Raw genomic sequence first — 23727 nt, 5'->3', positions numbered from 1 at the left:
TGGGCATAATCACCGCATGAATGCCCAGCTCACCCAGGAACTGCCGGAATTTCCCACCTGGCTCAACGCCAGGCCGTCCACCTTGCAGGAACATCGCGGCCGTGCGCTCGTGCTGGCCTTCGTCAACGCCAGCTCGGTGTGGTGCGCCGAACGCCTGGCCGAACTGGCGCAATGGCAGGCCCGCAGCCCCGGGCGCTTGCAGGTGATCGTGGTGCAGGTGCCGCGCTTCGACAGCGAGCGTCTGCCGCAACGCTCGCTCAAGCAGTTGCGCGGCCACGGCGTCAGCGCGCCGATCCTGCTCGACAAGGACTGGGAAACCTGGCGCCGGTTCAACATCCAGTCCTGGCCCACGCTGGTGCTGCTGGACGCCTACGGGCGCGAGCGCCAGCGCCTGGTCGGCGTCACCGGCGATCTGGACAGGGCGCTGGCCGCCTTGTGCGACGGCCAGCAGCCGCCTTCCGATGCAGACCTGCAGGGCGTGGCCGAGCGCGACCCCGAGCCGCGGTTGGCATTGCGCTTTCCCACCGGCCTGGCCGCAACCGAAGACCGTCTGTACGTCGCCGACACCGGCCACCATCGCGTGCTCGAGTGCACGCATGGCGGCCGTGTGCTGCGTCAGTTCGGACATGGCAACGCCGATCTCATCGATGGCGGCATCGGCGAAGCCGCATTTCGCCGCCCGCAAGGCCTGGCACTGGAACGCGACCAGCTCTACGTCGCCGATACCGGCAACCACGCGTTACGGCGCATCAACCTGCGCAGCGGGCAGGTGGACACCCTGTGCGGCACCGGTCGCTCAGGCGAGCCGGTCGAAGGGCCGCTGGCGTTCGCCGGCGCGTCCGCTCTGAACTACCCGCAGGGTCTGGCCGTTGCCGACAACCAGGTGCTGATCGCCATGGCCGGCGATAACCGCATCTGGAGCTACGACCTGGGTCGCGCGGCATTGAGTGCGCGCGCCGGCACCGGCTCCCTTGAAATCCGCGATGGCAGTGGCCATCTCGCAGCTTTCGCGCAACCGGCAGGATTGGCGTCAGTGCAGCAAGTGGCGTACGTCTGCGATGGGCTGGGCTCGTCGATCCGCACCATGCAGTTGCGCGGTGACCTGGTGCAGACCCTGGTCGGCGGGCAGGGCCTGTGGCAGTTCGGCGATGAGGACGGGCCACGCGGCACCGCGCAGTTGCAGTTTCCGCAGGCCATCGCGCTGGCCGCCGACTCGCCGTTGCTGTGGATCGCCGACACCGGCAACGGCCGCCTGCGCTGCCTGCGCCTGGGCGGCGGCGAGCTGACCACGGTCGAGCTGCCGCGGCGCCTGCATGGCCCGGCCGGTCTGGCGGTGGCCGCCGGTGCGGTCTGGATTGCCGAAACCGATGCCCATGCCGTGCTGCGTTACGACCTGGCAAGCGGCGTACTGAGTGATGTTGCGATAGACGAATGAACGCAAGGCCCCAAGCCGATTTCGATGGAAAAGCGTTTGCTGCGCAGCTGAGCACCGCGCCCGGCGTCTACCGCATGTATGCGGCCGACGACACCTTGCTGTACGTCGGCAAGGCGGGCGCGCTGCGCAAGCGCGTGGGCAGCTATTTCAACGGCACGCCGAAGAATGCACGGCTGACCTCGATGCTGTCGCAGGTGGCGCGCATGGACGTCACCGTGACCCGCAGCGAAGCCGAAGCGCTGCTGCTGGAAAACCAGCTCATCAAGTCGCTGTCGCCGCGCTACAACGTGTCCTTGCGCGATGACAAGAGCTACCCGTACGTGCTGCTCACGCGCGAGGACTGGCCGCGGATCGCCTTGCATCGTGGCCCACGTGCCGTGCAGGGGCGCTACTTCGGCCCGTACACCGGCGTGACCGGCGTACGTGAGACGCTGAGCCTGATGCACAAGCTGTTCAAGTTGCGCAGTTGCGAGGACAGCGTGTTCCGTAACCGCTCGCGGCCATGTCTGCAGTATCAGATCGGCCGTTGCAGTGGCCCATGCGTGGATCTGGTGGCCGCGCCCGATTACGCCGAGTCGGTGCGCCGCGCCACCATGTTTCTGGAAGGCAAGAGCGACCAGCTCGGCGAAGAGATCATGCATTCGATGCAGCAGGCCAGCGAAGCGCTGGAATTCGAGCGTGCTGCGCGCCTGCGCGATCTGTTGTCGTCGTTACGCAGCATGCAGAACCGCCAGTACGTCGATGGCCGCGCCGCCGACCTGGACGTGCTGGCCTGCGCCACGCAGTCCAGCCAGGCCTGCGTGCTGCTGCTGAGCTTCCGCGATGGCCGCAACCTGGGTACGCGCTCGTTCTTTCCCAAGACCAACGGTGAGGACAGCGCCGACGAGATTCTCGGTGCATTCGTATCGCAGTATTACGCCGAGCATTCGCCGCCGCGCGAGATCCTGCTGGATCGCGAAATCCCCGAGGCCGAACTGATCGAAGCCGCACTCAGTGCCGCTGCCGAACACAAGGTCGCGCTGAAGCGGAACGTGCGCGGCGAGCGTGCCGGCTATCTGCTGCTGGCGACCCGCAACGCGCAGCTGACGCTGGTGACCGAGCTCACCAGCCAGAGCGCGCAGCACGCTCGCAGCGAAGCGCTGCGCGAGATGCTCGGGCTTGCCGAATCGGTCAAGCGGGTGGAGTGCTTCGACATCAGCCACACCATGGGCGAAGCCACCGTCGCGTCGTGCGTGGTATTCGATGCCAGCGGCCCGGTGCGCGGCCAGTATCGGCGCTTCAATATTTCCGGCATCACCCCGGGCGACGACTACGCCGCGATGCGGCAGGCGATCGAGCGGCGGTTCCGGCGCGCGGTGGAAGAAAACGGCGTGCTGCCCGATGTGCTGTTGATTGACGGCGGTGCCGGCCAGCTGGCCCAGGCCCAGGCCGCACTGGCCGACCTGGGCGTCGAGAATGTCCTGCTGGTAGGCGTGGCCAAGGGCGAGGAGCGCAGGGCAGGGCACGAGGCGCTGGTAATGGCCGACGGCCGCGAGCTGCGCCCAGGCGCGGCGTCGCCGGCGCTGCAGTTCATCCAGCAGGTGCGTGACGAAGCGCACCGCTTTGCCATCACCGGTCACCGCGGACGCCGCCAGAAGGCGCGCATGACCAGCAAGCTCGAGGATATTCCCGGTATCGGGCCCCGACGTCGCGCCAGCCTGCTCAAGCATTTCGGCGGTCTGGTCGGCCTCAAGGCCGCTGGCGAGGCCGAGATCGCGCGGGTGGACGGAGTCAACGCCGCACTTGCCGCGCGAATCTACGCTAACCTGCACGGGCTGGCGCTTCCCGATGCGGCAGGCGAGTCGAGTCCGTAATGAAGTTGACCATCCCCACGTGGCTGACACTGCTGAGGATCCTGATGATCCCGGTGCTGGTCGTGGTGTTCTACCTGCCGTACACCTGGACAAATTTTGCGTCCGCCGGCGTGTTCGCGCTGGCTGCCATCACCGACTGGCTGGATGGCTGGGTCGCGCGGCGCTATCACCAGTATTCCGCGTTCGGCGCGTTTCTGGACCCGGTTGCCGACAAGTTGATGGTCGCAGTGGCGTTGTTCCTGATCGTGCAGGGTCATCCCACCCCGTGGATGGCCTTCTGGGCAGCAGTGATCGTCGGCCGCGAGATCGCCGTCTCCGCGCTGCGCGAGTGGATGGCCGAGATCGGGCAGCGTGCCAAGGTGCGCGTGGCCGTGATCGGCAAGGTCAAGACCACCGCGCAGATGGTGGCGTTGCTCTGCCTGCTGTATTCGGTCACGCCGGGGCAGATGCCGACGCACGAAATCTGGTTGGGCAATCTGATCTTCCGTGCCGGATACTGGACGCTGGCAATCGCCGCGCTGCTGACGCTGTGGTCGGGTTTCCAATATCTGCAGGCGGCCTGGCCGAGCCTGCGTGCCGACGAAAAAGCCGCAATCAGCAACAAGCCGAAAAAAATCGAAAGCAACAGTTGACACCTATGCTGTTCGCTGTAGAATTTCGCCTCCCAAGCGGGAATAGCTCAGTTGGTAGAGCGCAACCTTGCCAAGGTTGAGGTCGCGAGTTCGAGTCTCGTTTCCCGCTCCAGTTAGTGACAAGGCTCCCGTGTCGGGGCCTCGTCGTTTCAAGGCAGGATGCCTTGGGTTAGATGTTTCGGCCTGGTGGTAGAGTGGTTATGCAGCGGACTGCAAATCCGCGTACGCCGGTTCAATTCCGGCCCAGGCCTCCACATCGCATGCGCTTTTTTTTTTGCATCGGCAACGATGACAGGGCTAGCGCAACGAAGTGACAAGCTGTACAATTTAGTTTCACGCGGGAATAGCTCAGTTGGTAGAGCGCAACCTTGCCAAGGTTGAGGTCGCGAGTTCGAGTCTCGTTTCCCGCTCCAAATTCGAACCCTGGATATCAGATGATATCCAGGGTTTTTTATTTGTATCTGTGTGTCTGGATGTGCGCCGTTACCGGCCTGGTAGAGATGCTTTGGAAAGCATTTTTGAGCGATGGCGTAGTGGGCGCTGCCGGATGTGGAGTTGCAACCGCCTAGGCGGCAACGCATTGCGCTGGTGCCGCTCTCTGCACCCCTGCGCGCATAGGCAATCTCGCCCGGATACGTCGTTGTGCGGCCTTGCATCAGCGAAACCGACGCATACCGAGTAGCGGTAGCCGCTTTCTGCCTCGACTGGATCTTGGACGCCGTTCGGGTCGTATGCCTACTCACCAAGCGTGGCGTCGAGCCTTGTGACGTGGATGACTGCGAAAGGGGCAGTGCCGATTGACAGAATGCCAACGCAGCTCATCGCCGCTATGGCCTGCTTCAGCATGAGATGAGCAGCTACGGCCGCAGACAGTGAAAGCACGTCACGTTGAGTTGTCGCGAAGTCAACTCAGTCTGCTATCGGATGACGGTGCCTCACGTCATCGGTGCAGAAGCAGACCTACGCTGCGGTGGGGTGTGCCCGGGGCGGGGGTCGAACCCGCATAGCCTCACAGCTGAGGGATTTTAAGTCCCTTGCGTCTACCAATTTCGCCACCCGGGCATGACGATAGCGTGCCTGATTGCGCGGCGATTGTGAATCTCCAGACGAAGATCGTGCCAACTGCCGGTCCAAATCCCGCGTGCGCTATGCTGCCGCCGCACAGCTGCGCGGCAACCGATCGCGCGATCCCGAGGAATTGCATGTCCGGCACCCCGCTTGTCCCACCGCAGTACGCACGCATCGCCGTCATCGGACTGGGCTATGTCGGCCTGCCACTGGCAGTGGCGTTCGGCGAGCAGCAAGACACACTGGGTTTCGACATCGATGCGCACCGGGTTGCGCAGCTGCGCGAAGGGCACGATGCCACGCTGGAACTGGACGATGGCGAACTGGCTGCGGCCACTCAGCTACGCTATAGCGCGGCCGCGGAGGACCTGGCGACGTGCAGCATCTTTATCGTCACCGTCCCGACGCCGATCGATAGTTTCGAACAGCCGGATCTGGAACCGTTGCGCAGCGCCACCAGGTTGATCGCTGCCGCGCTCAAGCCGGGCGATCTGGTGATCTACGAGTCGACCGTATACCCGGGCACCACCGAAGAAGTCTGTGTGCCGTTGCTGGAAGCGGTGTCCGGCCTGCGTTTCAATACCGATTTTTTCTGTGGCTACAGTCCGGAGCGGGTCAATCCAGGCGACCGGCAACGCCGGCTGCGCGATATCCGCAAGATCACCTCCGGCTCGACGCCGCAGGCAGCCGATGCGGTCGATGCGCTGTATACCAGCATCATCACTGCCGGCACCTGGCGTGCGTCGTCGATGCGTGTGGCCGAAGCGGCCAAGGTGGTGGAGAACATCCAGCGCGACGTCAACATCGCGCTGGTCAACGAGCTGGCGTTGATCTTCGACAAGCTCGGCATCGACACGCTCGATGTCCTGGAAGCGGCAGGCACCAAATGGAATTTCCTGCCATTCCGCCCCGGCCTGGTCGGCGGGCATTGCATCGGGGTGGACCCGTACTACCTAATGCACAAATCCGAAAGCGTGGGCTACCACCCCGACCTCATTCACACCGCGCGGCAAGTCAACAATCGCGTGGGCCGGCACGTGGCCGAGCGGGTCTGCGGCATGCTGGCGATGCGCGGCGTTGCGCTCGCGCAGGCGAGGGTGCTGGTATTGGGTGCCACCTTCAAGGAAAACTGCCCGGACCTGCGCAACAGCCGTGCCCTGGAGCTGGTGCAATTGCTGCAGGCGGCCGATGTGCAGGTCGACACCTGCGATCCCTGGGCCGACCCTGCAGAGGCGCTGCTGCATGCCGGCGTGCAGTTATGCGAAGGCCCGGAGGAGGGCGCCTATGACGCCGTCGTGCTGGCGGTGGCGCATGCCCAGTATCGCGACTACGACGCCCAGCGCATTGCTGCACTGGGCAAGCCAGGTGCGGTGGTCTACGACGTCAAATCGGTGTGGCCGCGCGTGGCCGTCAGTGATCGGCTGTGAGTTGATTGCCGTGCTGCTTTAGCCACTCGATCGCACCAGACGCAGCGCGATGCCCGCTGGCGAAGCAGGCGGTCAGCAGATAGCCGCCGGTCGGTGCTTCCCAGTCCAGCATTTCGCCTGCACAGAACACGCCGGGGCGCGCCAGCGCCATCAACTGCGCGTCCAGGGCTTCCAGTTCCACGCCACCGGCCGAGCTGATCGCCTCTGCGAGCGGGCGCGGCCGCAGCAGCCGCAGCGGGAGTTGCTTGAGCGTGCGTGCCACCAACGCCGAATCGTCGCCGGCCTGTTTGCCGAGCAGTTCATAGACCAGCGCGGCCTTGACGCCCTCGATACCGATTTGGCGGCGCAGATGTTCGCTGAAACTACGCCCCTTGCGCGGCCTGGCCAACTCGGCGCCAACGCGCTCCAGCGAACGGTCGGGTAGCAGATCCAGCACCAATTCGGTTGTGCCATGCGCCTCGATCTGCGTACGCAGCTCGGCCGCGATGGCATAGATCAGGCTGCCCTCGATCCCGGTTTCTGTGATCACGCATTCGCCCTGCAGCGCGTGCTGCACGCCCGTGCTGTCGCGCCAATGCGCGACCACCGGTTTGAGCGGTGCGCCCGCATGCCGTTGCGAGAAATGCGCACTCCAGTCGAGATCGAAGCCGCAGTTGGCCGGTACCAAGGGGCGCACGGCGATGCCGTGCTGCTGCAGCGGGGCCTGCCAGGCGCCATCGGAGCCAAGCTGCGGCCAACTGCCGCCACCCAGTGCCAGCACCGTTGCATCCGCCTGGAGGTCGATAGCGCCGGCGGGTGTGGAAAATCGCAGCGCACCGTCAGCATTCCATCCCAGCCAGAGATGCTGCACATGAAAGGTGACGCCCTGGTCCTTGAGGCGACGCACCCAGCCGCGCAGCAAGGGCGCAGCCTTGCGGTCGATCGGAAACACCCGCCCGGAGCTGCCGACATAGGTCTCCACGCCCAGCTCGCGCGCCCAGGCGCGCAATGCATCGGCATCGAACTCTTGCAGCCACGCCGCCACCATCGGCGTGCGCTCACGATAGCGCTGGGCGAACAGCGGCATCGGATCGGAGTGGGTGAGATTGAGTCCGCCCTTGCCGGCGATCAGGAATTTGCGCCCCACCGAGCCTTTCGCCTCGTACAGATCCACGGCGATCCCGGCAGCACACGCCACTTCGGCAGCCATCAATCCCGCAGGCCCGCCGCCAATGACCGTCAGCCGCGGTCTGCTCGCATCCATCATCACTTTCGCACTCAGCGCGGCTGCACGCCGAGCAATTCCACATCGAACACCAGCGAAGCGCCCGGGGGTATGACACCGCCTGCGCCGTTGTCGCCATAGCCGTAGTCCGGGGGGATCATCAAGGTGCGCTTGCCGCCCACGCGCATGCCGGCAACGCCTTCGTCCCAACCGCGGATCACCTGGCGGCCACCCAGCACGAACTGGAACGGCTCGGCGCGATCCAGCGAGCTGTCGAACTTCTTGCCGTGTTTGTCGGCGGCTTTTTCGTCGTACAGCCAGCCGGTGTAATGCACCGTCACCAGGGAACCGGGCGTGGCCTCCGCGCCGGTACCGGCAGTACGGTCGATCCGCTCGAAGCTGGCGATGGTGCCCCCGGAAGGCGGCAGGGCGGGCGCACAGCTGGCAAGCAGCAGGGCGGCACAGAGCGTCAGCACAAGGCGCATGGGTATGTCCGTGAAGGAAGGCCGCCATTATCGCACCTGGCTCCCGGTATCATCGTCCCATGGCCAAGCTGCTGCTCAACCTGCGCAATGTCCCCGACGACGAGGCCGACGAGGTACGGGCGCTGATGCGCGAGCACCTGGTACAGATCTACGAAACGCGGCCCAGCAACTGGGGGATCTCCGCAGGCGGCATCTGGCTCAGCGACGATGCGGACCATGCACGCGCCAAGGCCTTGCTGGGTGCCTACCAAGCACAGCGCGGCGCGATCGCACGCGCGCAGCGCCAGGAGGCGATTGCCGCCGGCACCGCCGAAACCTTTGGCGCATTGCTGCGCAAACGCCCGGTCTTCGTGATCGCCACGCTACTGGGCATGCTGGTCGTGGCCTCGTTGGTGTTACTGCCGTTTCTGCTGTTGCGCGGCTGAGCGGTCCGGGGCCGGGACCGATGTGACCGAGATCGCGGCAGATCCAATGCCTCTGCCATCGAGCAGCGCGCCGCGTGCCGCTGCGCCGCGCCGTTCCGGAGCACGTTCGATCTTGTCCAAGCGCTCGCTAGCTCTGGCCTGCCGCCTTAAAATAGCCGCATGATTACCAATACTGCGGCTTACCACTTCGTCGCCATCCAGGACCCGCAGCCGCTGGCCGACAGCGTGCTGGCGCAGGCCGAACAGCACCTGCTGAAGGGCTCGGTGCTGGTGGCCGAGGAGGGCATCAATCTCTTTCTGGCGGGCGAGGCGGACCGGATTGACGCGTTCTACCTGTGGTTGCAGTCAGACAGCCGCTTTGCGCACATGCGCATCAAGTACAGCCAGAGCACGCATCAGCCCTTTGCGCGGCTCAAGGTGAAGGTCAAGCCGGAGATCATCAGCTTCCGTCGCCAGGATGCATCGCCACTGCCGGGCCGTGCGCCTGCAGTGAGCCCCGCAGTGTTGCGGGAGTGGATGCGCACTGGCCACGATGATCGTGGTCGCCCGCTGGTGCTGCTGGACACGCGCAATGCGCAGGAAGTGGCCTATGGCACGTTTCATGGCGCCCTGACCTTGCCGATCGACAAGTTCACCGACCTGCCTGCAGCCCTTGAGCCGCACCGCACCGCGTTGGCCGATGCCACGGTGGTGAGCTTTTGCACCGGCGGTATCCGTTGCGAAAAGGCCGCTGTCTGGATGCAGGCCGAGGGCATGGACAACGTGCTGCAGTTGGAGGGCGGCATCCTGGGCTATTTCGAGGAAGTCGGCGGCGAAGGCTACGACGGCCGCTGTTTCGTCTTCGACGAGCGCGTTGCACTGGACCCGCAATTGCGGCCGCTGGTGGACGACGCGCGGACCACCGAGCCAGGAAAAGTCTGACCGGGCACGACTGGGTTGCCCGATGCAGCTGGCATTGCAGGCGCTCGCATCATGTCAACACGCTGCACTACAGAGCCGCCACGTGGTACTACACGTCGGAATGCGTGCAGTTCGCTCTAACTTGAGCGTAATACGTTGCATCGAGCTTGCCCTGAATTATTCACGGAGCTAGGCTGCATCAGCCAGCCGCACAGCGAGGACAACAAGGATGACCATCAGAGTTTTTCTGATCGACGATCATGCACTCGTGCGTACCGGCATGAAAATGATCCTGTCCAAGGAAGTGGACGTCGATGTGGTGGGTGAGGCAGAGAGCGGTGAAGCCGCCTTGCCGCAGGTTCGTCAACTCAAGCCCGATATCGTGCTGTGCGATCTGCACCTGCCCGGCGTGAGCGGTCTTGAAATCACCGAGCGCATCGTCAAGGGCGATTACGGCACGCGCGTGATCATCGTGTCCGTACTCGAAGATGGTCCGCTGCCCAAGCGCTTGCTCGAAGCCGGTGCGTCCGGCTACGTGGGCAAGGGGGGCGATGCGCATGAATTGCTCCGCGCAGTACGCGAGGTGGCGTTGGGGCGGCGTTATCTGGGCAACACGATTGCGCAGAATCTGGCGCTGTCCAATCTCGAAGGTGGCGGCTCCCCCTTCGATGCGTTGTCGCCACGCGAGCTGGAGGTGGCCTTGTTGCTGACCCAGGGCCTGCGCCAGGAAGACATCGCCAAGCGCCTGAATCTCAGTGCCAAGACCATCAATACGCACAAGGCGCGCCTGTTCGAAAAGGTCGGCATCCAGGACAACATCGCGTTGGCCCGTCTGGCCAATCAATACGGCCTGACCGATCCTGCCCGCACGATGTGACGCCTGGCCGTCGCTCGTTGAGCACTGCGCTGCATGGGTTCAATCGGTCAGGTTTCCGGTTCCAAAGTGCGTAAAGCTGGCTGGCGCCCTGGATCCGCTGGCGAAGGCTTGTAAGCGGTTATCGCAGCACGCAGCGCAGGGCGAGGCGATTCCGCTGATGCAAACGCAGCGCGCGGCGCAGGACAAGGCGATTCCGTTGACTCAGGCAGCGCCTACACGCCGAAAAAGCGTCCATCGCAGCAAGCGACAGGACATCAGGACTGGCAGGTGGTCAAGCGATGGCCTGCAGCCACGACGTAGCGCGGCGCCTGCTGCACTCCGGGAGTTCTCACGACAAGAGCGCTGAAGTCGCTTCAGGCTCGATCAGCATCCGCTGGCCCGCACAGATCTGGCCGCTGCACGGCGGTGTGGGAGCAGGTTCTTGCGATGCGCGAACTAGAGTGGCCTGGCGCAGGGCTTTCTTTTGCAGCGCTATCAGCACCACACGCGCAAAAAAAAACAGCGGCCCGAAGGCCGCTGTGTCTTGACGCTTCCTGACCGGCTAATGCAGGTCAGGTAGTGCGGCCGGCGTAACGATCAGTGCTGGTCACGCGGCTTGTCGGCGTCACCATCTTCTTTGGAGGCACCCTCGGCATCGGCATCAGCCGACGACGCTGCAGACTTGGACGCTTCGGAGACAACAACGGTCGCCTTCGGCGCGTCGGCGTCCGGCCGCTGCGTAGCTGCAGGCGCTACCGCTGCCGGCTGCGTTTGCTGCGCCTTGGGCGGGACCGGCGTAGCAGACGTTGCAGGTGCTGCATCATCCTTTGGGGCCAGTGCGTCCAGCATGGTCGTCTGCACCGGCGCGTAGGGCTTGCGTACCGGCGGAGCGGCTGCTTCGTCTGCAACAGGCGTCTGCGGCACCGTCGTGGTCGAGGTCACTGCGACATCGACGGACGGAGCGACTGCACTGGTCTGCTCGGCATGCGGTGCCTTGGCGGTCACCACGGCGGCCTGCGCAGAAGGAGCGGTTGATGCAGCCGCTGCAGGAGCAGCCTGCTCTGCCGTCACCGACGTCGATGCCGACGGCTTGGCAGGCTCCGGCTGTGCTGCCGACGTTTCCGGCACGGTTGCAGTAGGGCGGTCCGGCGTACCGGCCGAGGACGCTGCGGCATCAGTCGATGCCTCGGGGACCGGCGTCGGCTGCGTAACAACGGTCGGCTCGCTCGTCGACGACGGTGCAGCAGCTGGCGCGACTGGCTTGGTGACAGCCGCCGGTGCGGCAGGCGCTGCCGCGCTGCCCGGTGTCGCCGTCACCGCAGGTACCTCGGCAGCGGGCGAGGGCACAGTGGCGTCAACCGCCACTGGTGCCGAGCTGGCGGCCGGCGTTGCCTCGGTTGCCGACGCCTGCTTGGCGATCGGGGCCGGAGCTGCGGGCGAGGTCGCAGTGACCTCTTGCGAGCTCGCCGGAGTCGCTGCTGCCGGAGCAGACGCAGTCCGCGCCGGCGCTGCCGCGACGGCAGCGTCATTGCGTGCCCGCTCCGCTGCTGCGGCAGCCGGGGCTGTGGCTTGCTGCTCGAACGACGGTGCCGCGTTGGACACCGGCGCCGTCGTCGCGGTGGTATCGCTGCCCGACTGGGTTTCCGCACGTTCCTTGGGAACCGGGCGTGGTTTCACCGGTGCCGCAGCGTCGGGCTCGGGCCTGGTGCGGGCGGCCGGCGCGGGAGCGTCATCATCGAAGTCGAACTCCGGCTGACCCGCACGCGGAGCGGCAGATGCCTGGCCCTGCGTATTGGCTTCGTCGCCGTCGTTGTCGCCTTCCAGATCACCATCAACATCGCCATCGAGATCGTCCGTCTCCAGACCATCCACGTTGCTGCCACCCTCACCGTTTGCGCCGGCGCCACGACGACGACGACGGCCGCCGCGACGACCGCGGCGGCGACGGCTTCCACCTTCGCCATTAGCCGCATCATCGCCCGCGCCTTCCTGGCCGGGAGCATCCGCAACCGCGTCACTGCCGCGATCGGCCGTGGACTCGCTCACCACAACCTCGACCGGGTGTGCCTGGGTGGCCTCAGCCGCACTGGCTTGCACGGTGGCAGGCGCAGCGGTTTCAGCGATGGCTGCAACCACACCCGTCGTCGTTGCACTTGCTGCCGTCGAGGTCAGGGTCTGCGCCGAGGCGGTCCCTTCATCCTGACGTGCAGGACGCGGCTGCCGCTCGGACGGTGCGCCATCCTGCTGTGCAGGTGCACGTGGCGGACGGGGCGCCTGGTTCTGCTGCTTGGGCTTCTGCTGCTGCGGCTGTTGCTGCTTCGGTGCCTGCGACTCGTTGCGCGGCGGCTTGGGCGCCTGCACCTGCTGCTGGGCCTGGGCGCCGTTTTGCGCGGCCTGGCCGTTCTGGCCATTGGCCGGCTGGCGGCGCTCGTCGCGACGTTCCTTGTTGGCGCCGTTGCCATTGCCGCGCTGATTGCCGTTGCCGCCATTGCGGGCATCGCGTCCGTCACGGCGTTGGCCGCCACGTTCACCGCGCTCGTTACGTGGATTACGGCCGGCATCGTTCTGCCGCGGGCGCTGGGTCGTCTCGGGCGCTGGCGCGATCGGCTCGACCCCGCCGAAGATGCGCTTCAACCAACCAACCACACCAGTGACCGGCGCCGGGATTGGCACCGTCACCACCGGGGCCGGTACCGCGACGGGCGCCACCGGGGCAGGGGCCTCTTCACGCACAGGCGCCGGCTGGCTCGGCTTGATCGAGGTCACCGCCGGGGCCGCCGGGATGTTCAACTGCGCCTTGGTCAGCGCATGCACCGGCAGCTTGCGCGGGGTGCCGCGCTGGTAGCTCGGCTTGCCGCTGTCTTCGCCCAGCTCGTTTTCGCGCAGGCGGGTGACTTCGTAGTGCGGGGTGTGCAGCTGCTCGTCGGCGACAATGATGATCGGCGACTCGTGGCGCTGCTCGATCTCACGCAGCGCGCTGCGCTTTTCGTTGAGCAGGTAGTTGGCGATTTCCACCGGGGCCTGGACCAGCACCTGCCCGGTGTTTTCCTTCATGGCGTGCTCTTCGGCCACGCGGATGATCGACAGCGACAGCGACTCGACACTGCGCATGCGGCCATGGCCGTCGCAACGCGGGCACACGATCTGGCTGGATTCGCCCAGGCTTGGACGCAGGCGCTGGCGGCTCATTTCCATCAAGCCGAAGCGCGAGATACGGCCAAGCTGCACGCGGGCGCGGTCGTACTTGAGCGCGTTCTGCAGCTTGTTTTCGACTTCGCGCTGGTGCTTGGACGAGGCCATGTCGATGAAGTCGATCACCACCAGGCCACCCAGGTCGCGCAAGCGCAACTGGCGTGCCACTTCTTCGGCCGCTTCCAGATTGGTCTGGAACGCGGTCTCTTCGATATCGCTGCCCTTGGTGGCGCGCGAGGAGTTCACGTCGACGGCGGTCAGCGCTTCGGTCTGGTCCACCACGATCGAGCCGCCCGAGGGCAGGCGCACGTTGCGCTCGTAGGCGCCTTCGATCTGCGATTCGATCTGGAAGCGATTGAACAGCGGGATGTCGTCGGTGTAATGCTTGAGCTTGCGCAGACTCTGCGGCATCACCTGCTTCATGAATTCCTGGGCGTCGGCATACAGCTCCGGCGTATCGACCAGGATTTCGCCCACATCGGCGCGCAGGTAGTCGCGCAGGGCGCGGATGATCAGGCGCGATTCCTGGTAGATCAGGAAGGCGGCCGGCTTGCTCAGCGCGGCCTCGGCGATCGCCTTCCAGGTCTGCAGCAGGTAGTCCAGATCCCACTGCAGTTCTTCGGCATCACGCCCCACACCGGCGGTGCGGATGATCACGCCCATGTCGTCGGGGATGTCGAGCTTGTCCAGCGCTTCCTTCAACGCGGCGCGGTCTTCGCCCTCGATCCGGCGCGAGACGCCACCGGCGCTCGGCGAATTGGGCATCAGCACCATGTAGCGGCCGGCCAGCGAAATGAACGTGGTCAGGGCGGCGCCCTTGTTGCCGCGTTCTTCCTTGTCGACCTGCACCACGATTTCCTGGCCTTCGCGCAGCAGCTCGCGAATGGTCGACTTGTTGTGGTCGACGCCGGCCTGGAAATAGTCGCGGGAGATTTCCTTCAGCGGCAGGAAGCCATGGCGCTCGGCGCCATAGTCCACGAACGCCGCTTCCAGAGAAGGCTCTAGCCGGGTGATGCGGCCCTTGTAGATGTTGGATTTCTTTTGTTCCTTGGACGGCTGTTCGATGTCGATGTCGTACAGGGTCTGGCCGTCCACAATCGCCACGCGCAGCTCTTCGGCCTGCGTTGCGTTGATCAGCATTCGCTTCATTGTTGCGTTCCTCACGCGCTCTACCGCGCGGAACGCCGTGACGTTTCGCCTCTGGAACAGCTTGTCGGCCCTTCGCGCAACGCGCGGACAGGCCTGACCAGGGTTTCCAGCGCTGCAACACCACGGCATGCCGCGGGAGCGCTTGTCTTTAGGTTTTATAGGTGTTTCAGGGCCGGCAGCCGCGTCCGGACGAACCGGGGCAGCGCACGGGACATGTTCAGCGCAACGGTCAAAGACCGCCGGCGATGGCCGGGTAGGCCGGTGAGCCGCTAACATGGCCGCCCCTGGGGCGGTGGTCGCGCACTGTGCCGGAATCATCGGAAGTCAGGCTTCTGGCCAATCAACTTCCAACGAAATCAAACCCTTATCTCGCTCGCCGAGTGTAACAGAATAAAGAGCCGGATGACCGACCCCCAGCCCCCCAAGCCGCCTGCCGACCGTGTGGGCGTGCGCATTCTCAAAGTTCCGGAAGACCGTGCAGGGCAGCGGCTGGACAATTTCCTGCTTGGCCAGCTCAAGGGCGCGCCGCGCAGCCTGATCTACAAGCTGGTCCGCAGTGGCCAGGTGCGGGTGAACGGCGGGCGGGCCAAGGCCGAGCGCAAGCTCGAGGGTGGCGAAGAAGTGCGCATCCCGCCGGTGCGGGTGAACGAGGAGGGCGACAAGGCCGCGCCACCGTCGTCGTTCCTGGCCCGGCTGGAAGCGGCCATCGTGTTCGAGGATGCGCGGCTGCTAGCGCTCAACAAGCCGTCCGGGGTTGCCAGCCATGGCGGCAGCGGGATCAGCTTCGGTGCCATCGAAACCCTAAGGGCGTTGCGGCCGAATCAGACCCTGGAACTGGTACACCGGCTCGATCGCGATACATCCGGCCTATTGATCGTGGCCAAGAAGCGCTCGGCGCTGACCGAGCTGCAGGCCTTGATGCGCGAGGACGACCGCGTCGAGGGCCGCGGCATCACCAAGCGCTACCTCACCTTGCTGGTCGGGCGCATGCCCGACGGCGTGATGACGGTGGACGCGCCGCTGCATATCGGCCTGCGCCAGGGGGGCGAGCGGCATGTGCAGGTGAATGCGATCGGCAAGCCGTCGCTGAGCCATTTCAAGTTGCTGGAACGGCGCGGCGGGCACTCGTATTGCGAAGTGCGCATCGAGACCGGCCGTACCCACCAGATCCGTGTACATGCCCAGCACCTGGGGCACCCGGTGGCCGGCGACGACAAGTACGGCGAGGCCGAGGTCAACAAGCGGCTGCGTGACCAGTTGGGCCTGAAGCGGCTGTTCCTGCACGCGGCGTCGCTGGAGTTCGCGCTGGATTCCGGCAAGACACCGTATGTGCTGAGCGCGCCGCTGGCGCCGGAGTTGGCCGAGGCACTGGACCGCCTGGGCCGCTGACGCAGGGGGTGCTACGCCAGCGGATCAATGCAGCCCTGGCTGACCGGAGTCAGCCAGGGCCTGTGGCGTAGCGAAAGAAGGCGGCACATGGGGGCGCCAGCTTCGGCCATTTCCCTCGACGTGTAGGACGGCTACGCGATGCCGACGACAGCCGCCTCAGCTGTCGTGACGACGCTCGTGATGCGACGGCGCCTGCGCATGCGATTGGGACGGCCGAGGTGCCGGCGCACGATCTGGGGCGGCGCGGGGTGTGGCGAACGTGGCGACGCGCTGCGGATGCTGCTGCGCCTGAACCTGCATCAGCGGGCGTGGCTCCGGACGCGGCGGTCGCACCGGTAGTTGATGTTCCGCCCGCGATGGCATCACGAGCGCGGCTTGCTGGCGAGGCGCCACGCGGGGTTGTTCCCGCAACTGAGGCGGCCGGGGCTGCAGCGGTGCCAGCGTGCGCGGCGGGATGTCGTGCATGTTCCGGGCGGTAAACGCCTCGCGCAGCGACAGGGTGGGACGAGCGGTTTCACGAGCCGGTTCACTGGCAGGGCGGATAGCGCCCGCAGGCAGCGCCTGATGTGCCGGCAGTGGTGGCATGCGCGCCAGCGCGATCGACGATTCGCCCGTCCGCATTGCCGGAGGTTCGGCAGCGGGCATCGGGTGCGGCGTGGTCGCTGGGCGCGCTGGCGACGGCAGGCTGACAGGCACGGGCTGCGGAGCTCTCGCGGCCACCGGGCGTCCTGCCTGCAGCATCTGCGCAGTGAAGTGCGGTGCGGACAGGTGCGCGACGTCGGGCGCATGGTGCAGGTCGGCGGGCAAAGGCGCCAGTGCGGTTGGTCGCGGCAACGTACCGAGAGATGGTGCAGCCGCTGCGGTCGGCATGGCCGTGCGCGCCGCGGGCGAGCCTGCTTTCGCAACCTCCGGTCCCGGCACAGGCGTGTAGGTCGTGTTCGACCACTGACGCTGGTCCTGCTGGTGCACAGAGGACCGCGCATCCACAACGGTGGTGTGGTTGTCGGTGATGGTGGTACGGGGCGCGTAGACGCGATTCTGGTAGACCACGTAATGCGGTGCGGCTGGTGGCGCGTTCCAGTCCACGCCCCAGCTGTTCCAGCCCCAGTGATGCCACGCCGGCGCTGGCGTGGCCCAGCCGAACCAGCCGTGGTGGTGCTCCAATGCGCTGCCGACCAGCACACCGACGCCAAACGACACCGCGCCGACGGTCGCCACATCGCCCTGGTCATACCAACGCACCGGGCGGTAGCGGTACTCGCGGTACACATTCACCGGGGTTCCGTACACCACGTCCGGGTCATAGCGCGGCACATACACCACCTGCGGTTGCGCAGGCTCGATGGTGATCACCTGCGAGGGCGGTGGGACGCGTTCTCCGTCCAGGATCGGCGTTACCACGACGTGCCGGGCGACCTGGACCTGCTGCTGTGGCGTGCTGCGCAGGTGGCCGCTGGCTTGCGCCCGCTGGCGCATGATCTGCACTGCGTCGAGCACGTCGTTCGGGTCATGTGCGTAAGCCTCGCCCAGTGCGCGGGTCCAGTCGAGATTGCCAGCCAACTGGTCCACGACATCGGGGAAGGCGGTCAAGGCCTTGACGCTGGGGTCCCAGGGCTGCGCGACTGTGGCCTGCGCGCGGTCGGCGGCTGTCAGGGCGCGGTTGCTGCGCAACCAGTCCTGCGCCGTGAGTACCTGGTCGGGATAGACCGACGCCGCCAGCGTCTGGGCCAGCAGCTTGTCGGGAAACAGGGCGATCGGCGCCACCAGTCGATACAGCTGGTCTGCGGTGGGCGCGGTGTAGGCCGGCGCCGTCGGCGTGACGGTGGCCGGGTCGGTTGGCATCGCTGTGGGTGTCGGCGACGGTGCGCTGCGTTGGCAGCCGCCGAGCGCCAGGACACCGCTCGATGCGAGTGCCAACGCCCAGGCAAGGCGCCCCCGTGACCATGTGCGTTGCATACGGCACCTCGCTGTGCGCGCGTGGATGACGCGCGTACCATGCGCCGCATTCAATGTCTGGAAGCTGGCTGACGTGCGGGCGATTGCGAGGCTGCGCACCCATGTTCAGCCGCCATGCGGCTTGCCGAAGTGGCCGGCCGTCAGCGTGGGTGGACCGTCATCCTGTGCGCTGCGAACGCCACGTTTCGATCCTTGCCCAAGGCTCCTGGCGGCGTGGCAGTGCTCGATCGCCTACTCCGTACTCAAGGCGTTGCGAAGCGGAACAACACCAGGCTGATTGCCAGCGTACCCATGCCCGAGACCAGGCCGTAGACGGTCTCGTGGCCCTGCGCATAGCGCTTGGCTGCCGGCAGCAGCTCGTCAAGGGCAAGAAACACCATGACCCCGGAGATCAGCCCGAACACCGCACCGAACACGGCGTCGGACAACACATTGGACAAGGCCAGATAGCCGATACCCGCACCGATGGGTTCGGCCAGTCCGCTCAGCAGGCTGGCGCCGAAGGCATAGAACTTGTTACGTGTGGCGAAGTACACCGGCACCGCGATCGCGATGCCTTCAGGGATGTTGTGGATGGCGATGGCGAACGCCAGCGGCATGCCCACTACCGGGCTTTCCAGGGTGGCGAAAAACGTCGCCAGACCTTCGGGGAAGTTATGCGCCGTGATCGCAATCGCAGTCATCAGGCCAACGCGCCGGATGTAGGCACGGTTGTCGTCGCGGAACTGCGGGTCGTCCGTGGACAGGCTCTGGTGCGGGTTGGGCACCAGTCGGTCGATCGCCATGATCAACAGCATGCCGCCCAGGAAGGTCAACGTGCCGAAGGTGAAACCCAGCTTGTCGTTATAGGCGCTGGAAAACGCCGCGATCGACTTGTTGAGGATTTCCGACAGCGACACATACACCATCGCACCGCCGGCGAAGGCCAGCCCGAACGCGAGCAGCCGCGGATTGGGCTTTTTGGCGAACACCACCATGAGGCTGCCAAGACCCGTGGCCAGTCCCGCGGCCAACGTAACCGCCAGCGCGGTCCAGACGTTCTGTGATGACACCTCAAGCATGCGATGCGACGACCTCGTGGAATGGAAAGCGCTCCTGCGGCAGGCACGTCACGTGCGTGGTCGCTGGCGGCAGCAGGATGGCCATCCACGGATGACGAACGCGTGCTGTCGAAGGCGACCGTGCGGGACATGAACGCCGGGCAAGGCCCATGGGCGCGATGCCTCATGTAGGCGGCAGCGAGCGCCTGCGCCCGCCGCCGATCAGCCCCTTCAGCTGCCGCGGCGTGCGCGTTCTTCGATGGCGAAGCATTCGTCCGGGCGCGGCACCGGCGGCTTGAACGCGACCGGCACCTGGATGGTCTGTGGCACCGGCTGCCCGTTGCGGGTGGCGGCCTTGAACTTCCACTCGCGCACGCGCTTCTGGGCGGCCTCGTCCAGCACCGGCTGGCCGCTGCCCTGCGTCACCGACACATCGGTCGGCGTGCCTTCGGTCCCGACGACCACCCGGAGCACGGTGGTGCCGCCGACGCCGGCGCAGGCCAGCTCGGGCGCATATTCGGGCGGCGGCGTCTTTATGGCGGCAAGCTCGGTGGGGGCCACGGTAGGGGTGGTGGCCTGTTGCGGAGCTTTGCCGCAGCCGCTGAGGCCGGCCGTCAGGCAAAGGCCGGCGAGCGCAGCGCGAAACATGGTCATGCAGTGACTCCCTGATCGTAGAGTTGCGCGGTCTTGGCCGCGCAGATGAAGTCGTTTTCACTCAGGCCGCCCACGTCGTGGGTGGAATAACGCACCACGACCCGGTCGTAGTGCACGCCCAGGTCGGGGTGATGGTCTTCGCGATGCGCAATCCAGGCCAGCGCGTTGACGAAGGCCAGGGTGCGGTAATAGTCGGCGAAGCGGAACGTGCGGGTGATGGCCGTGCCGGCTTCGCTCAGCTCCCAGCCGGGAACCTGCGGCAGCAGCTCGGCCAGGCGTGCTTCGCCAAGCTTGTGATCGCTGCCCTTGCGCGGAAGGCAATGGGCCTGCTCCAGGGGAATCAGATCGGTCATGACGGTCTCGCAGGGGTGGCGGACGGCGCACCCGCCAGGATCACGGTGTTCCATGAGCGAGGGCGCATTGAGCGGTAGAATAACCCGCATGATCCAGATATCCGACAAAGCCCAGACCTATTTCCGCAAGCTCATCGAACGCGAAGGCGTGCCCGGCATGGGCGTGCGCCTGAGCGCGGTGGACCCGGGAACCCCGCGCGCCGATGCCCGGCTGGAGTTCGCCGAACCGGCGGACCTGAGCGGCGACGAGTGGGCCATCGACTGCGATGGCTTCACCTTGTATGTCGTGGCGGCCAGCGTGCCGTGGGTGGATGGCGCCGAGATCGACTACGTCACCCAGTCCACCGGCAATCAGCAGCTCACCATCAAGGCGCCCAAGATCAAGGGCGAGGCACCGGCGGAGTCGGCCTCGATGGTAGAGCGCGTGCGCTGGGTGGTGGAGAACGAGATCAACCCGCAGCTGGCATCGCATGGTGGACGCGTGGCGGTGCAGGAAGTCTCGGCCGATGGCGTGGTGCTGCTGCGTTTCGGCGGCGGCTGTCACGGCTGCGGCATGGCCGATGTCACCCTCAAGCAGGGTATCGAGAAGACGCTGATGGGACGCGTACCCGGCGTGATCGCGGTGCGCGATGCCACCGATCACGCCACTGGCGACGCCCCGTACATTCCGCGCGACAGCGCGGCCTGATTCCGCACCACCGGTGACGACGGCTGCCGATCTGCTGCAGGCACTGCGCGCGCGCATGCCGGGCAAGCTCATTCTGGATCGGCGTACCGGCCTGCCGTATGGCTGGGGTATCTGGATGGGCAACCGCGCACAGGCCGCTGCGTCGTTCAACGATGGCCAGCTGACGGATGTGCTGCTGGCACGGGCACAGCCATCGCAGCGCCAGGTGAGCGGCGCAGCCATCCTGTCGCCATTCCAGGCATTTTGCAGTCTGTGGTGGCAGCACTGGGACCCGCGTCCGAAGGATCAGCGTCGGCAGCACTGCTTGGCGTTGCTCGGCAGCTTTCTGATCCACCTCGGTTTCATTGCGCTGCTCGTCTGGGTGGTCACCGTGCGCTGGGCGCCGGATGACACCAAGCCTGGCGATGAATCGCGGGTACGCATGACCTTCATTGGCGATGGCGCGGTGGAGCAGGGCGGTGGTGCGGGGCAACCTGGATCTGCGGCACCGGCTACGGCGTCTGCTTCAGCGCAAGCACATGCATCGGTGGCAGCGGGCGAACCAACTCCATCGCCGACGCAGGCGCAGCCGGCTGCCGATCCGGTCGAAAGCTCCAGTACGGCACAGATGCAAAACGCGGCGCCGGAGCCGGCGGATGCGGTCAGCGAACCGGTGACCGCGGATGTTCCGCAAGTGACCGTGCAGGTGCCGCCGGTGATGATCGAATCCCCGCTGCAAGTGACCGAAACGCCGGTGGCCACCAACGATTTTGTCGTGCCACCGCCACCAACGATCACGCTGACGCCGCGTGCCATCGAACGCGCGGCGCCGCAGGTCGAGGTCCATCAACGCGACATCCAGACAGTGACCGAGCGCCCGCAGGTTCGCGAACTAAAACGTCCTGCTACCGAAGTGGCGGTGCGCACTGCCGATGCGCCAACGGTGCGCGAGCGCGACGTCGTCATACCCGAGCGCCCACAAGTGCCGGCGCCGGCCGCACGCGTGCGCGAGATAGCACCGGCGGTGCGCATGCCCGACGTCGCGGTGCGCACCGCAGAGTTGCCGAGCGTGCCCGATCCGGCGCCGACGCCTGCACCTGTGGCGGCGGCACCTGCGGCGCAAGCGGCGCCTGCCGATGCTTCCCCGAGGCAGGCAGCCGCCGCCGCAGCATCGGTGCAAGCGGCAGCGCAGTCGCAGGCCAATCCCTCTCAGTCCGAGCGTTCCAGCAGCGCGGCAGCATCGTCAGCAGCTAAGCCGGCAGCCGACAGCAATGCCGGCCCGAAGCCTGCTGACCGCAGCGGCGGATGGGATGTCGCCGCCAATGCAGACGACTGGAGCAAATCCGACCGCAACCGCCGCGGCGAAACCACAGGCGGCAATGGTCGGCGCGATGGCATGTTCAACAGCGACGGCAGCGTCCGCGTGGCCGGGACCGGCGATGCCGGCAGCGGCGCTGGCGATCGCGGGCCGCCCGGCAGCGACACCGACACCTGGACCCGCGACCAGATCGCCCAGGGCGGCACCTGGCTCAAACGGCCGCCGTACGGCTACACGCCGACCTCGCTGGACAAGTACTGGATGCCCAACCAGACGCTGCTGCAGGAATGGGTGCGCCGCGGCCTGAAAAAGATCGAGATCCCGATCCCGGGCACCACCACCAAGATCAGCTGCGTGGTGTCGCTGCTGCAATTCGGCGGCGGCTGCGGCCTGAGCGACCCGAACCTCAACGACCAACCAGCCACTGCAAGGCCGCCACCGGATGTGCCGTTCAAGCGGGAGCTGCAGGAGGACAAGGGTACGCTGCGGCGGAGTGGCGAATGATCGTGGGCCGTCTCCCGTTCCGCCGAACACCTGACGATGGGGCAGGGCGACGAAGCCCCTCGCTGGTACGCTCGCGCACGCGGCCGAACCGGCACGGCAAACCGCCGCAATGACCAGCGGCGGCCGTGAGTTCTTGAAATGGCTGGCTGCCCTCTTCATGACCGGCGACCACGCGCTCAAGATCCTGGGAATTGGTTATGTGCCGGTCGTGACCGAGTTGGGGCGCGTCGCGTTCCCGCTGTTTGCGTTGGTTCTGGCCTACAACCTCGCGCAGCCCGATGCCGACGTCGAAAAGTCGGTCAATCGCTTGTTCGTGTGGGGCCTGGTCGCCATGCCAGTAGCCGCGATCGCGACGCAGACGGTGTTTACGCTCGATGTCCTGCTGTCCTTTGCATTGGCTGCGGTCTGCATTCTCAGCATCGAGCGCCGTCGCTGGGTGTTTCTGACGGTGTGCGCCGTGCTGGCGCCGGTGGCAGTCGATTACCAATGGAGCGGCCTGGCAGTGGTGCTGGGCGGCTGGGTGTACTGGCGCAATCCATGGCACCGGCGATTGCCGAAAGGCGTGTCAGCGCTCTTGTTGCTGGTACTGCCGGTGTCCTCGCTGTTTTTCATCAACGGTAATTTCTGGGCACTGCTGGCGATACCGTTGCTGACGCTTGCACGCCTGCGCATTCCCGTGCCACGCACACGCAGGGCGTTTTATTTCTACTACGTGGGTCATCTGATGGTTCTCACGGGGTTGTCGTACGCAATGGTTTGAGAAACCCCCTCAAGTCGGCCCGGAAATTCAGTATTGCGCGACGGCCGACAATCAGACTGGCGCGTGTGTCGCCCATGGGCGGGACGAGCTGCACGATGCACTCCACAGCGCGGAAGAGCAGGGCGCGCTCCACCGAATGACAGCAAAAAATAACGGCATGGCTCCGTGCCGGGAGGAATGCGTACTCAACTGCAGAATCTCGCCTCGGGACAGCGTCAGCGCACTGCGGCCTCCGACGAGCAAGTTGCAGCTACAGACGCAGCGCATGCGCCGACAGCGGGCTGAGCCGCACCGCGCTGCTACACTTATTGTTACAATATAACCTAATATTTCATTGGGGAAAGTCGTGCAACCTCAGGCTTTACGCGTGGTAGGTGTTCTGTCGGTGGGATTGATCGCGGCAACGCCGGGCGCTGCGCAGGAACTGGGCGCGGCCCGGGCCGGCTCGGTCGATAAGGAG

Annotated in this window: 18 protein-coding genes and 4 tRNA genes; 14 read left to right on the top strand and 8 right to left on the bottom strand. The window is 65.9% G+C overall.

Translation table 11 applies throughout. The features are described from left to right. The first annotated feature begins 16 nt into the window (after positions 1-16). The 6 genes from RZV17_RS10590 to RZV17_RS10565 all read left to right on the top strand — a co-directional run bounded on the left by RZV17_RS10590 (position 17) and on the right by RZV17_RS10565 (position 4333). Positions 17-1435 carry a hypothetical protein gene (locus RZV17_RS10590; RefSeq protein ID WP_355603237.1) on the top strand — a complete coding sequence of 473 codons (1419 nt, stop codon included), beginning with the start codon at positions 17-19 and terminating at the stop codon, positions 1433-1435. Further along, entirely contained in the window at positions 1432-3288 is a 1857-nt protein-coding gene (gene uvrC / locus RZV17_RS10585; protein ID WP_355603234.1) for an excinuclease ABC subunit UvrC, read from the top strand. The genes RZV17_RS10590 and uvrC overlap by 4 nt, the downstream gene beginning before the upstream one ends. Beyond that, on the top strand, positions 3288-3920 hold the full coding sequence (gene pgsA, locus RZV17_RS10580) for a CDP-diacylglycerol--glycerol-3-phosphate 3-phosphatidyltransferase (protein WP_047694836.1): 633 nt from the start codon (positions 3288-3290) through the stop codon (positions 3918-3920). Before uvrC ends, pgsA begins: the two co-directional genes overlap by 1 nt. Before the next feature lie 36 nt (positions 3921-3956). After that, a tRNA-Gly gene (locus tag RZV17_RS10575) sits at positions 3957-4032 on the top strand. A 68-nt stretch (positions 4033-4100) separates the two neighbouring features. Then, positions 4101-4174, top strand: a tRNA-Cys gene (locus RZV17_RS10570). Positions 4175-4257: 83 nt separating this feature from the next. Beyond that, a tRNA-Gly gene (locus tag RZV17_RS10565) sits at positions 4258-4333 on the top strand. 565 nt (positions 4334-4898) lie between these two features. Here RZV17_RS10565 and RZV17_RS10560 read toward each other — a convergent pair. Beyond that, positions 4899-4982, bottom strand: a tRNA-Leu gene (locus tag RZV17_RS10560). Positions 4983-5122: 140 nt separating this feature from the next. On the opposite strand from RZV17_RS10560, the gene RZV17_RS10555 reads away from it, so the two are divergent. Then, entirely contained in the window at positions 5123-6415 is a 1293-nt protein-coding gene (locus RZV17_RS10555; protein WP_355603231.1) for a nucleotide sugar dehydrogenase, read from the top strand. Here RZV17_RS10555 and RZV17_RS10550 read toward each other — a convergent pair. Together RZV17_RS10550 and RZV17_RS10545 are read right to left on the bottom strand one after the other, a co-directional pair. Then, positions 6399-7661 carry a TIGR03862 family flavoprotein gene (locus tag RZV17_RS10550; protein WP_355609312.1) on the bottom strand — a complete coding sequence of 421 codons (1263 nt, stop codon included), beginning with the start codon at positions 7659-7661 and terminating at the stop codon, positions 6399-6401. The genes RZV17_RS10555 and RZV17_RS10550 overlap by 17 nt on opposite strands. 11 nt (positions 7662-7672) lie before the next feature. Further along, entirely contained in the window at positions 7673-8104 is a 432-nt protein-coding gene (locus RZV17_RS10545) for an FKBP-type peptidyl-prolyl cis-trans isomerase (RefSeq protein ID WP_047694828.1), read from the bottom strand. A 59-nt stretch (positions 8105-8163) separates the two neighbouring features. On the opposite strand from RZV17_RS10545, the gene RZV17_RS10540 reads away from it, so the two are divergent. From RZV17_RS10540 to RZV17_RS10530, 3 genes are all read left to right on the top strand, one after another. Beyond that, positions 8164-8529, top strand: a complete 366-nt coding sequence (locus tag RZV17_RS10540; protein ID WP_047694826.1) for a DUF6164 family protein — start codon at positions 8164-8166, stop codon at positions 8527-8529. Between the two features lie 159 nt (positions 8530-8688). Further along, positions 8689-9450, top strand: a complete 762-nt coding sequence (locus RZV17_RS10535; protein ID WP_355603228.1) for a sulfurtransferase — start codon at positions 8689-8691, stop codon at positions 9448-9450. Between the two features lie 208 nt (positions 9451-9658). Then, on the top strand, positions 9659-10306 hold the full coding sequence (locus RZV17_RS10530) for a response regulator (RefSeq protein WP_039409104.1): 648 nt from the start codon (positions 9659-9661) through the stop codon (positions 10304-10306). A gap of 576 nt (positions 10307-10882) precedes the next feature. On the opposite strand, the gene RZV17_RS10525 is transcribed toward RZV17_RS10530, so the two are convergent. Beyond that, entirely contained in the window at positions 10883-14617 is a 3735-nt protein-coding gene (locus RZV17_RS10525) for an Rne/Rng family ribonuclease (protein ID WP_355609309.1), read from the bottom strand. A 411-nt stretch (positions 14618-15028) separates the two neighbouring features. On the opposite strand from RZV17_RS10525, the gene RZV17_RS10520 reads away from it, so the two are divergent. Next, on the top strand, positions 15029-16015 hold the full coding sequence (locus RZV17_RS10520) for an RluA family pseudouridine synthase (protein WP_104580679.1): 987 nt from the start codon (positions 15029-15031) through the stop codon (positions 16013-16015). Positions 16016-16171: 156 nt separating this feature from the next. Here the strand turns inward: RZV17_RS10520 and RZV17_RS10515 are convergent, their stop codons facing one another. The 4 genes from RZV17_RS10515 to RZV17_RS10500 form a co-directional block, all read right to left on the bottom strand. Next, a complete protein-coding gene (locus RZV17_RS10515) occupies positions 16172-17971 on the bottom strand; it encodes a DUF3300 domain-containing protein (protein ID WP_355603225.1) in 1800 nt (599 codons plus the stop codon). 242 nt (positions 17972-18213) lie between these two features. Further along, on the bottom strand, positions 18214-19032 hold the full coding sequence (zupT, locus tag RZV17_RS10510; protein ID WP_039409112.1) for a zinc transporter ZupT: 819 nt from the start codon (positions 19030-19032) through the stop codon (positions 18214-18216). A 210-nt stretch (positions 19033-19242) separates the two neighbouring features. Next, positions 19243-19665: an energy transducer TonB gene (locus tag RZV17_RS10505; protein WP_104580677.1), complete on the bottom strand. Its 423-nt coding sequence runs from the start codon at positions 19663-19665 to the stop codon at positions 19243-19245. Next, a complete protein-coding gene (locus RZV17_RS10500; RefSeq protein WP_039409115.1) occupies positions 19662-20018 on the bottom strand; it encodes a 4a-hydroxytetrahydrobiopterin dehydratase in 357 nt (118 codons plus the stop codon). Before RZV17_RS10500 ends, RZV17_RS10505 begins: the two co-directional genes overlap by 4 nt. A gap of 88 nt (positions 20019-20106) precedes the next feature. Here RZV17_RS10500 and RZV17_RS10495 point away from each other — a divergent pair, with 88 nt between their 5' ends. The 3 genes from RZV17_RS10495 to RZV17_RS10485 all read left to right on the top strand — a co-directional run bounded on the left by RZV17_RS10495 (position 20107) and on the right by RZV17_RS10485 (position 23267). Next, the gene (locus RZV17_RS10495) at positions 20107-20706 is read left to right on the top strand and encodes an NfuA family Fe-S biogenesis protein (RefSeq protein WP_039409117.1); all 600 of its coding nucleotides are present in this window, start codon (positions 20107-20109) and stop codon (positions 20704-20706) included. A 13-nt stretch (positions 20707-20719) separates the two neighbouring features. Further along, the gene (locus RZV17_RS10490) at positions 20720-22507 is read left to right on the top strand and encodes a transmembrane repetitive protein (protein ID WP_355603221.1); all 1788 of its coding nucleotides are present in this window, start codon (positions 20720-20722) and stop codon (positions 22505-22507) included. Positions 22508-22616: 109 nt separating this feature from the next. Then, positions 22617-23267, top strand: coding sequence for a TraX family protein (locus RZV17_RS10485; protein ID WP_104580675.1), 651 nt, complete (start codon positions 22617-22619; stop codon positions 23265-23267). Positions 23268-23727 lie beyond the last annotated feature (460 nt).

The sequence above is a fragment of the Xanthomonas cannabis genome (assembly GCF_040616535.1).
GTDB classification, from domain to species: domain Bacteria; phylum Pseudomonadota; class Gammaproteobacteria; order Xanthomonadales; family Xanthomonadaceae; genus Xanthomonas; species Xanthomonas cannabis.
This window is presented reverse-complemented; position numbering and strand designations above follow the sequence as displayed.

Excerpts from the sequence above, each read along its gene's own strand:
- RZV17_RS10590 (WP_355603237.1), top strand. The coding sequence starts at position 17 with ATGAATGCCCAGCTCACCCAGGAACTGCCGGAATTTCCCACCTGGCTC.
- uvrC (WP_355603234.1), top strand. The coding sequence starts at position 1,432 with ATGAACGCAAGGCCCCAAGCCGATTTCGATGGAAAAGCGTTTGCTGCG.
- pgsA (WP_047694836.1), top strand. The coding sequence starts at position 3,288 with ATGAAGTTGACCATCCCCACGTGGCTGACACTGCTGAGGATCCTGATG.
- RZV17_RS10555 (WP_355603231.1), top strand. The coding sequence starts at position 5,123 with ATGTCCGGCACCCCGCTTGTCCCACCGCAGTACGCACGCATCGCCGTC.
- RZV17_RS10550 (WP_355609312.1), bottom strand. The coding sequence starts at position 7,661 with ATGATGGATGCGAGCAGACCGCGGCTGACGGTCATTGGCGGCGGGCCT.
- RZV17_RS10545 (WP_047694828.1), bottom strand. The coding sequence starts at position 8,104 with ATGCGCCTTGTGCTGACGCTCTGTGCCGCCCTGCTGCTTGCCAGCTGT.
- RZV17_RS10540 (WP_047694826.1), top strand. The coding sequence starts at position 8,164 with ATGGCCAAGCTGCTGCTCAACCTGCGCAATGTCCCCGACGACGAGGCC.
- RZV17_RS10535 (WP_355603228.1), top strand. The coding sequence starts at position 8,689 with ATGATTACCAATACTGCGGCTTACCACTTCGTCGCCATCCAGGACCCG.
- RZV17_RS10530 (WP_039409104.1), top strand. The coding sequence starts at position 9,659 with ATGACCATCAGAGTTTTTCTGATCGACGATCATGCACTCGTGCGTACC.
- RZV17_RS10525 (WP_355609309.1), bottom strand. The coding sequence starts at position 14,617 with ATGCTGATCAACGCAACGCAGGCCGAAGAGCTGCGCGTGGCGATTGTG.
- RZV17_RS10520 (WP_104580679.1), top strand. The coding sequence starts at position 15,029 with ATGACCGACCCCCAGCCCCCCAAGCCGCCTGCCGACCGTGTGGGCGTG.
- RZV17_RS10515 (WP_355603225.1), bottom strand. The coding sequence starts at position 17,971 with ATGCAACGCACATGGTCACGGGGGCGCCTTGCCTGGGCGTTGGCACTC.
- zupT (WP_039409112.1), bottom strand. The coding sequence starts at position 19,032 with ATGCTTGAGGTGTCATCACAGAACGTCTGGACCGCGCTGGCGGTTACG.
- RZV17_RS10505 (WP_104580677.1), bottom strand. The coding sequence starts at position 19,665 with ATGACCATGTTTCGCGCTGCGCTCGCCGGCCTTTGCCTGACGGCCGGC.
- RZV17_RS10500 (WP_039409115.1), bottom strand. The coding sequence starts at position 20,018 with ATGACCGATCTGATTCCCCTGGAGCAGGCCCATTGCCTTCCGCGCAAG.
- RZV17_RS10495 (WP_039409117.1), top strand. The coding sequence starts at position 20,107 with ATGATCCAGATATCCGACAAAGCCCAGACCTATTTCCGCAAGCTCATC.
- RZV17_RS10485 (WP_104580675.1), top strand. The coding sequence starts at position 22,617 with ATGACCAGCGGCGGCCGTGAGTTCTTGAAATGGCTGGCTGCCCTCTTC.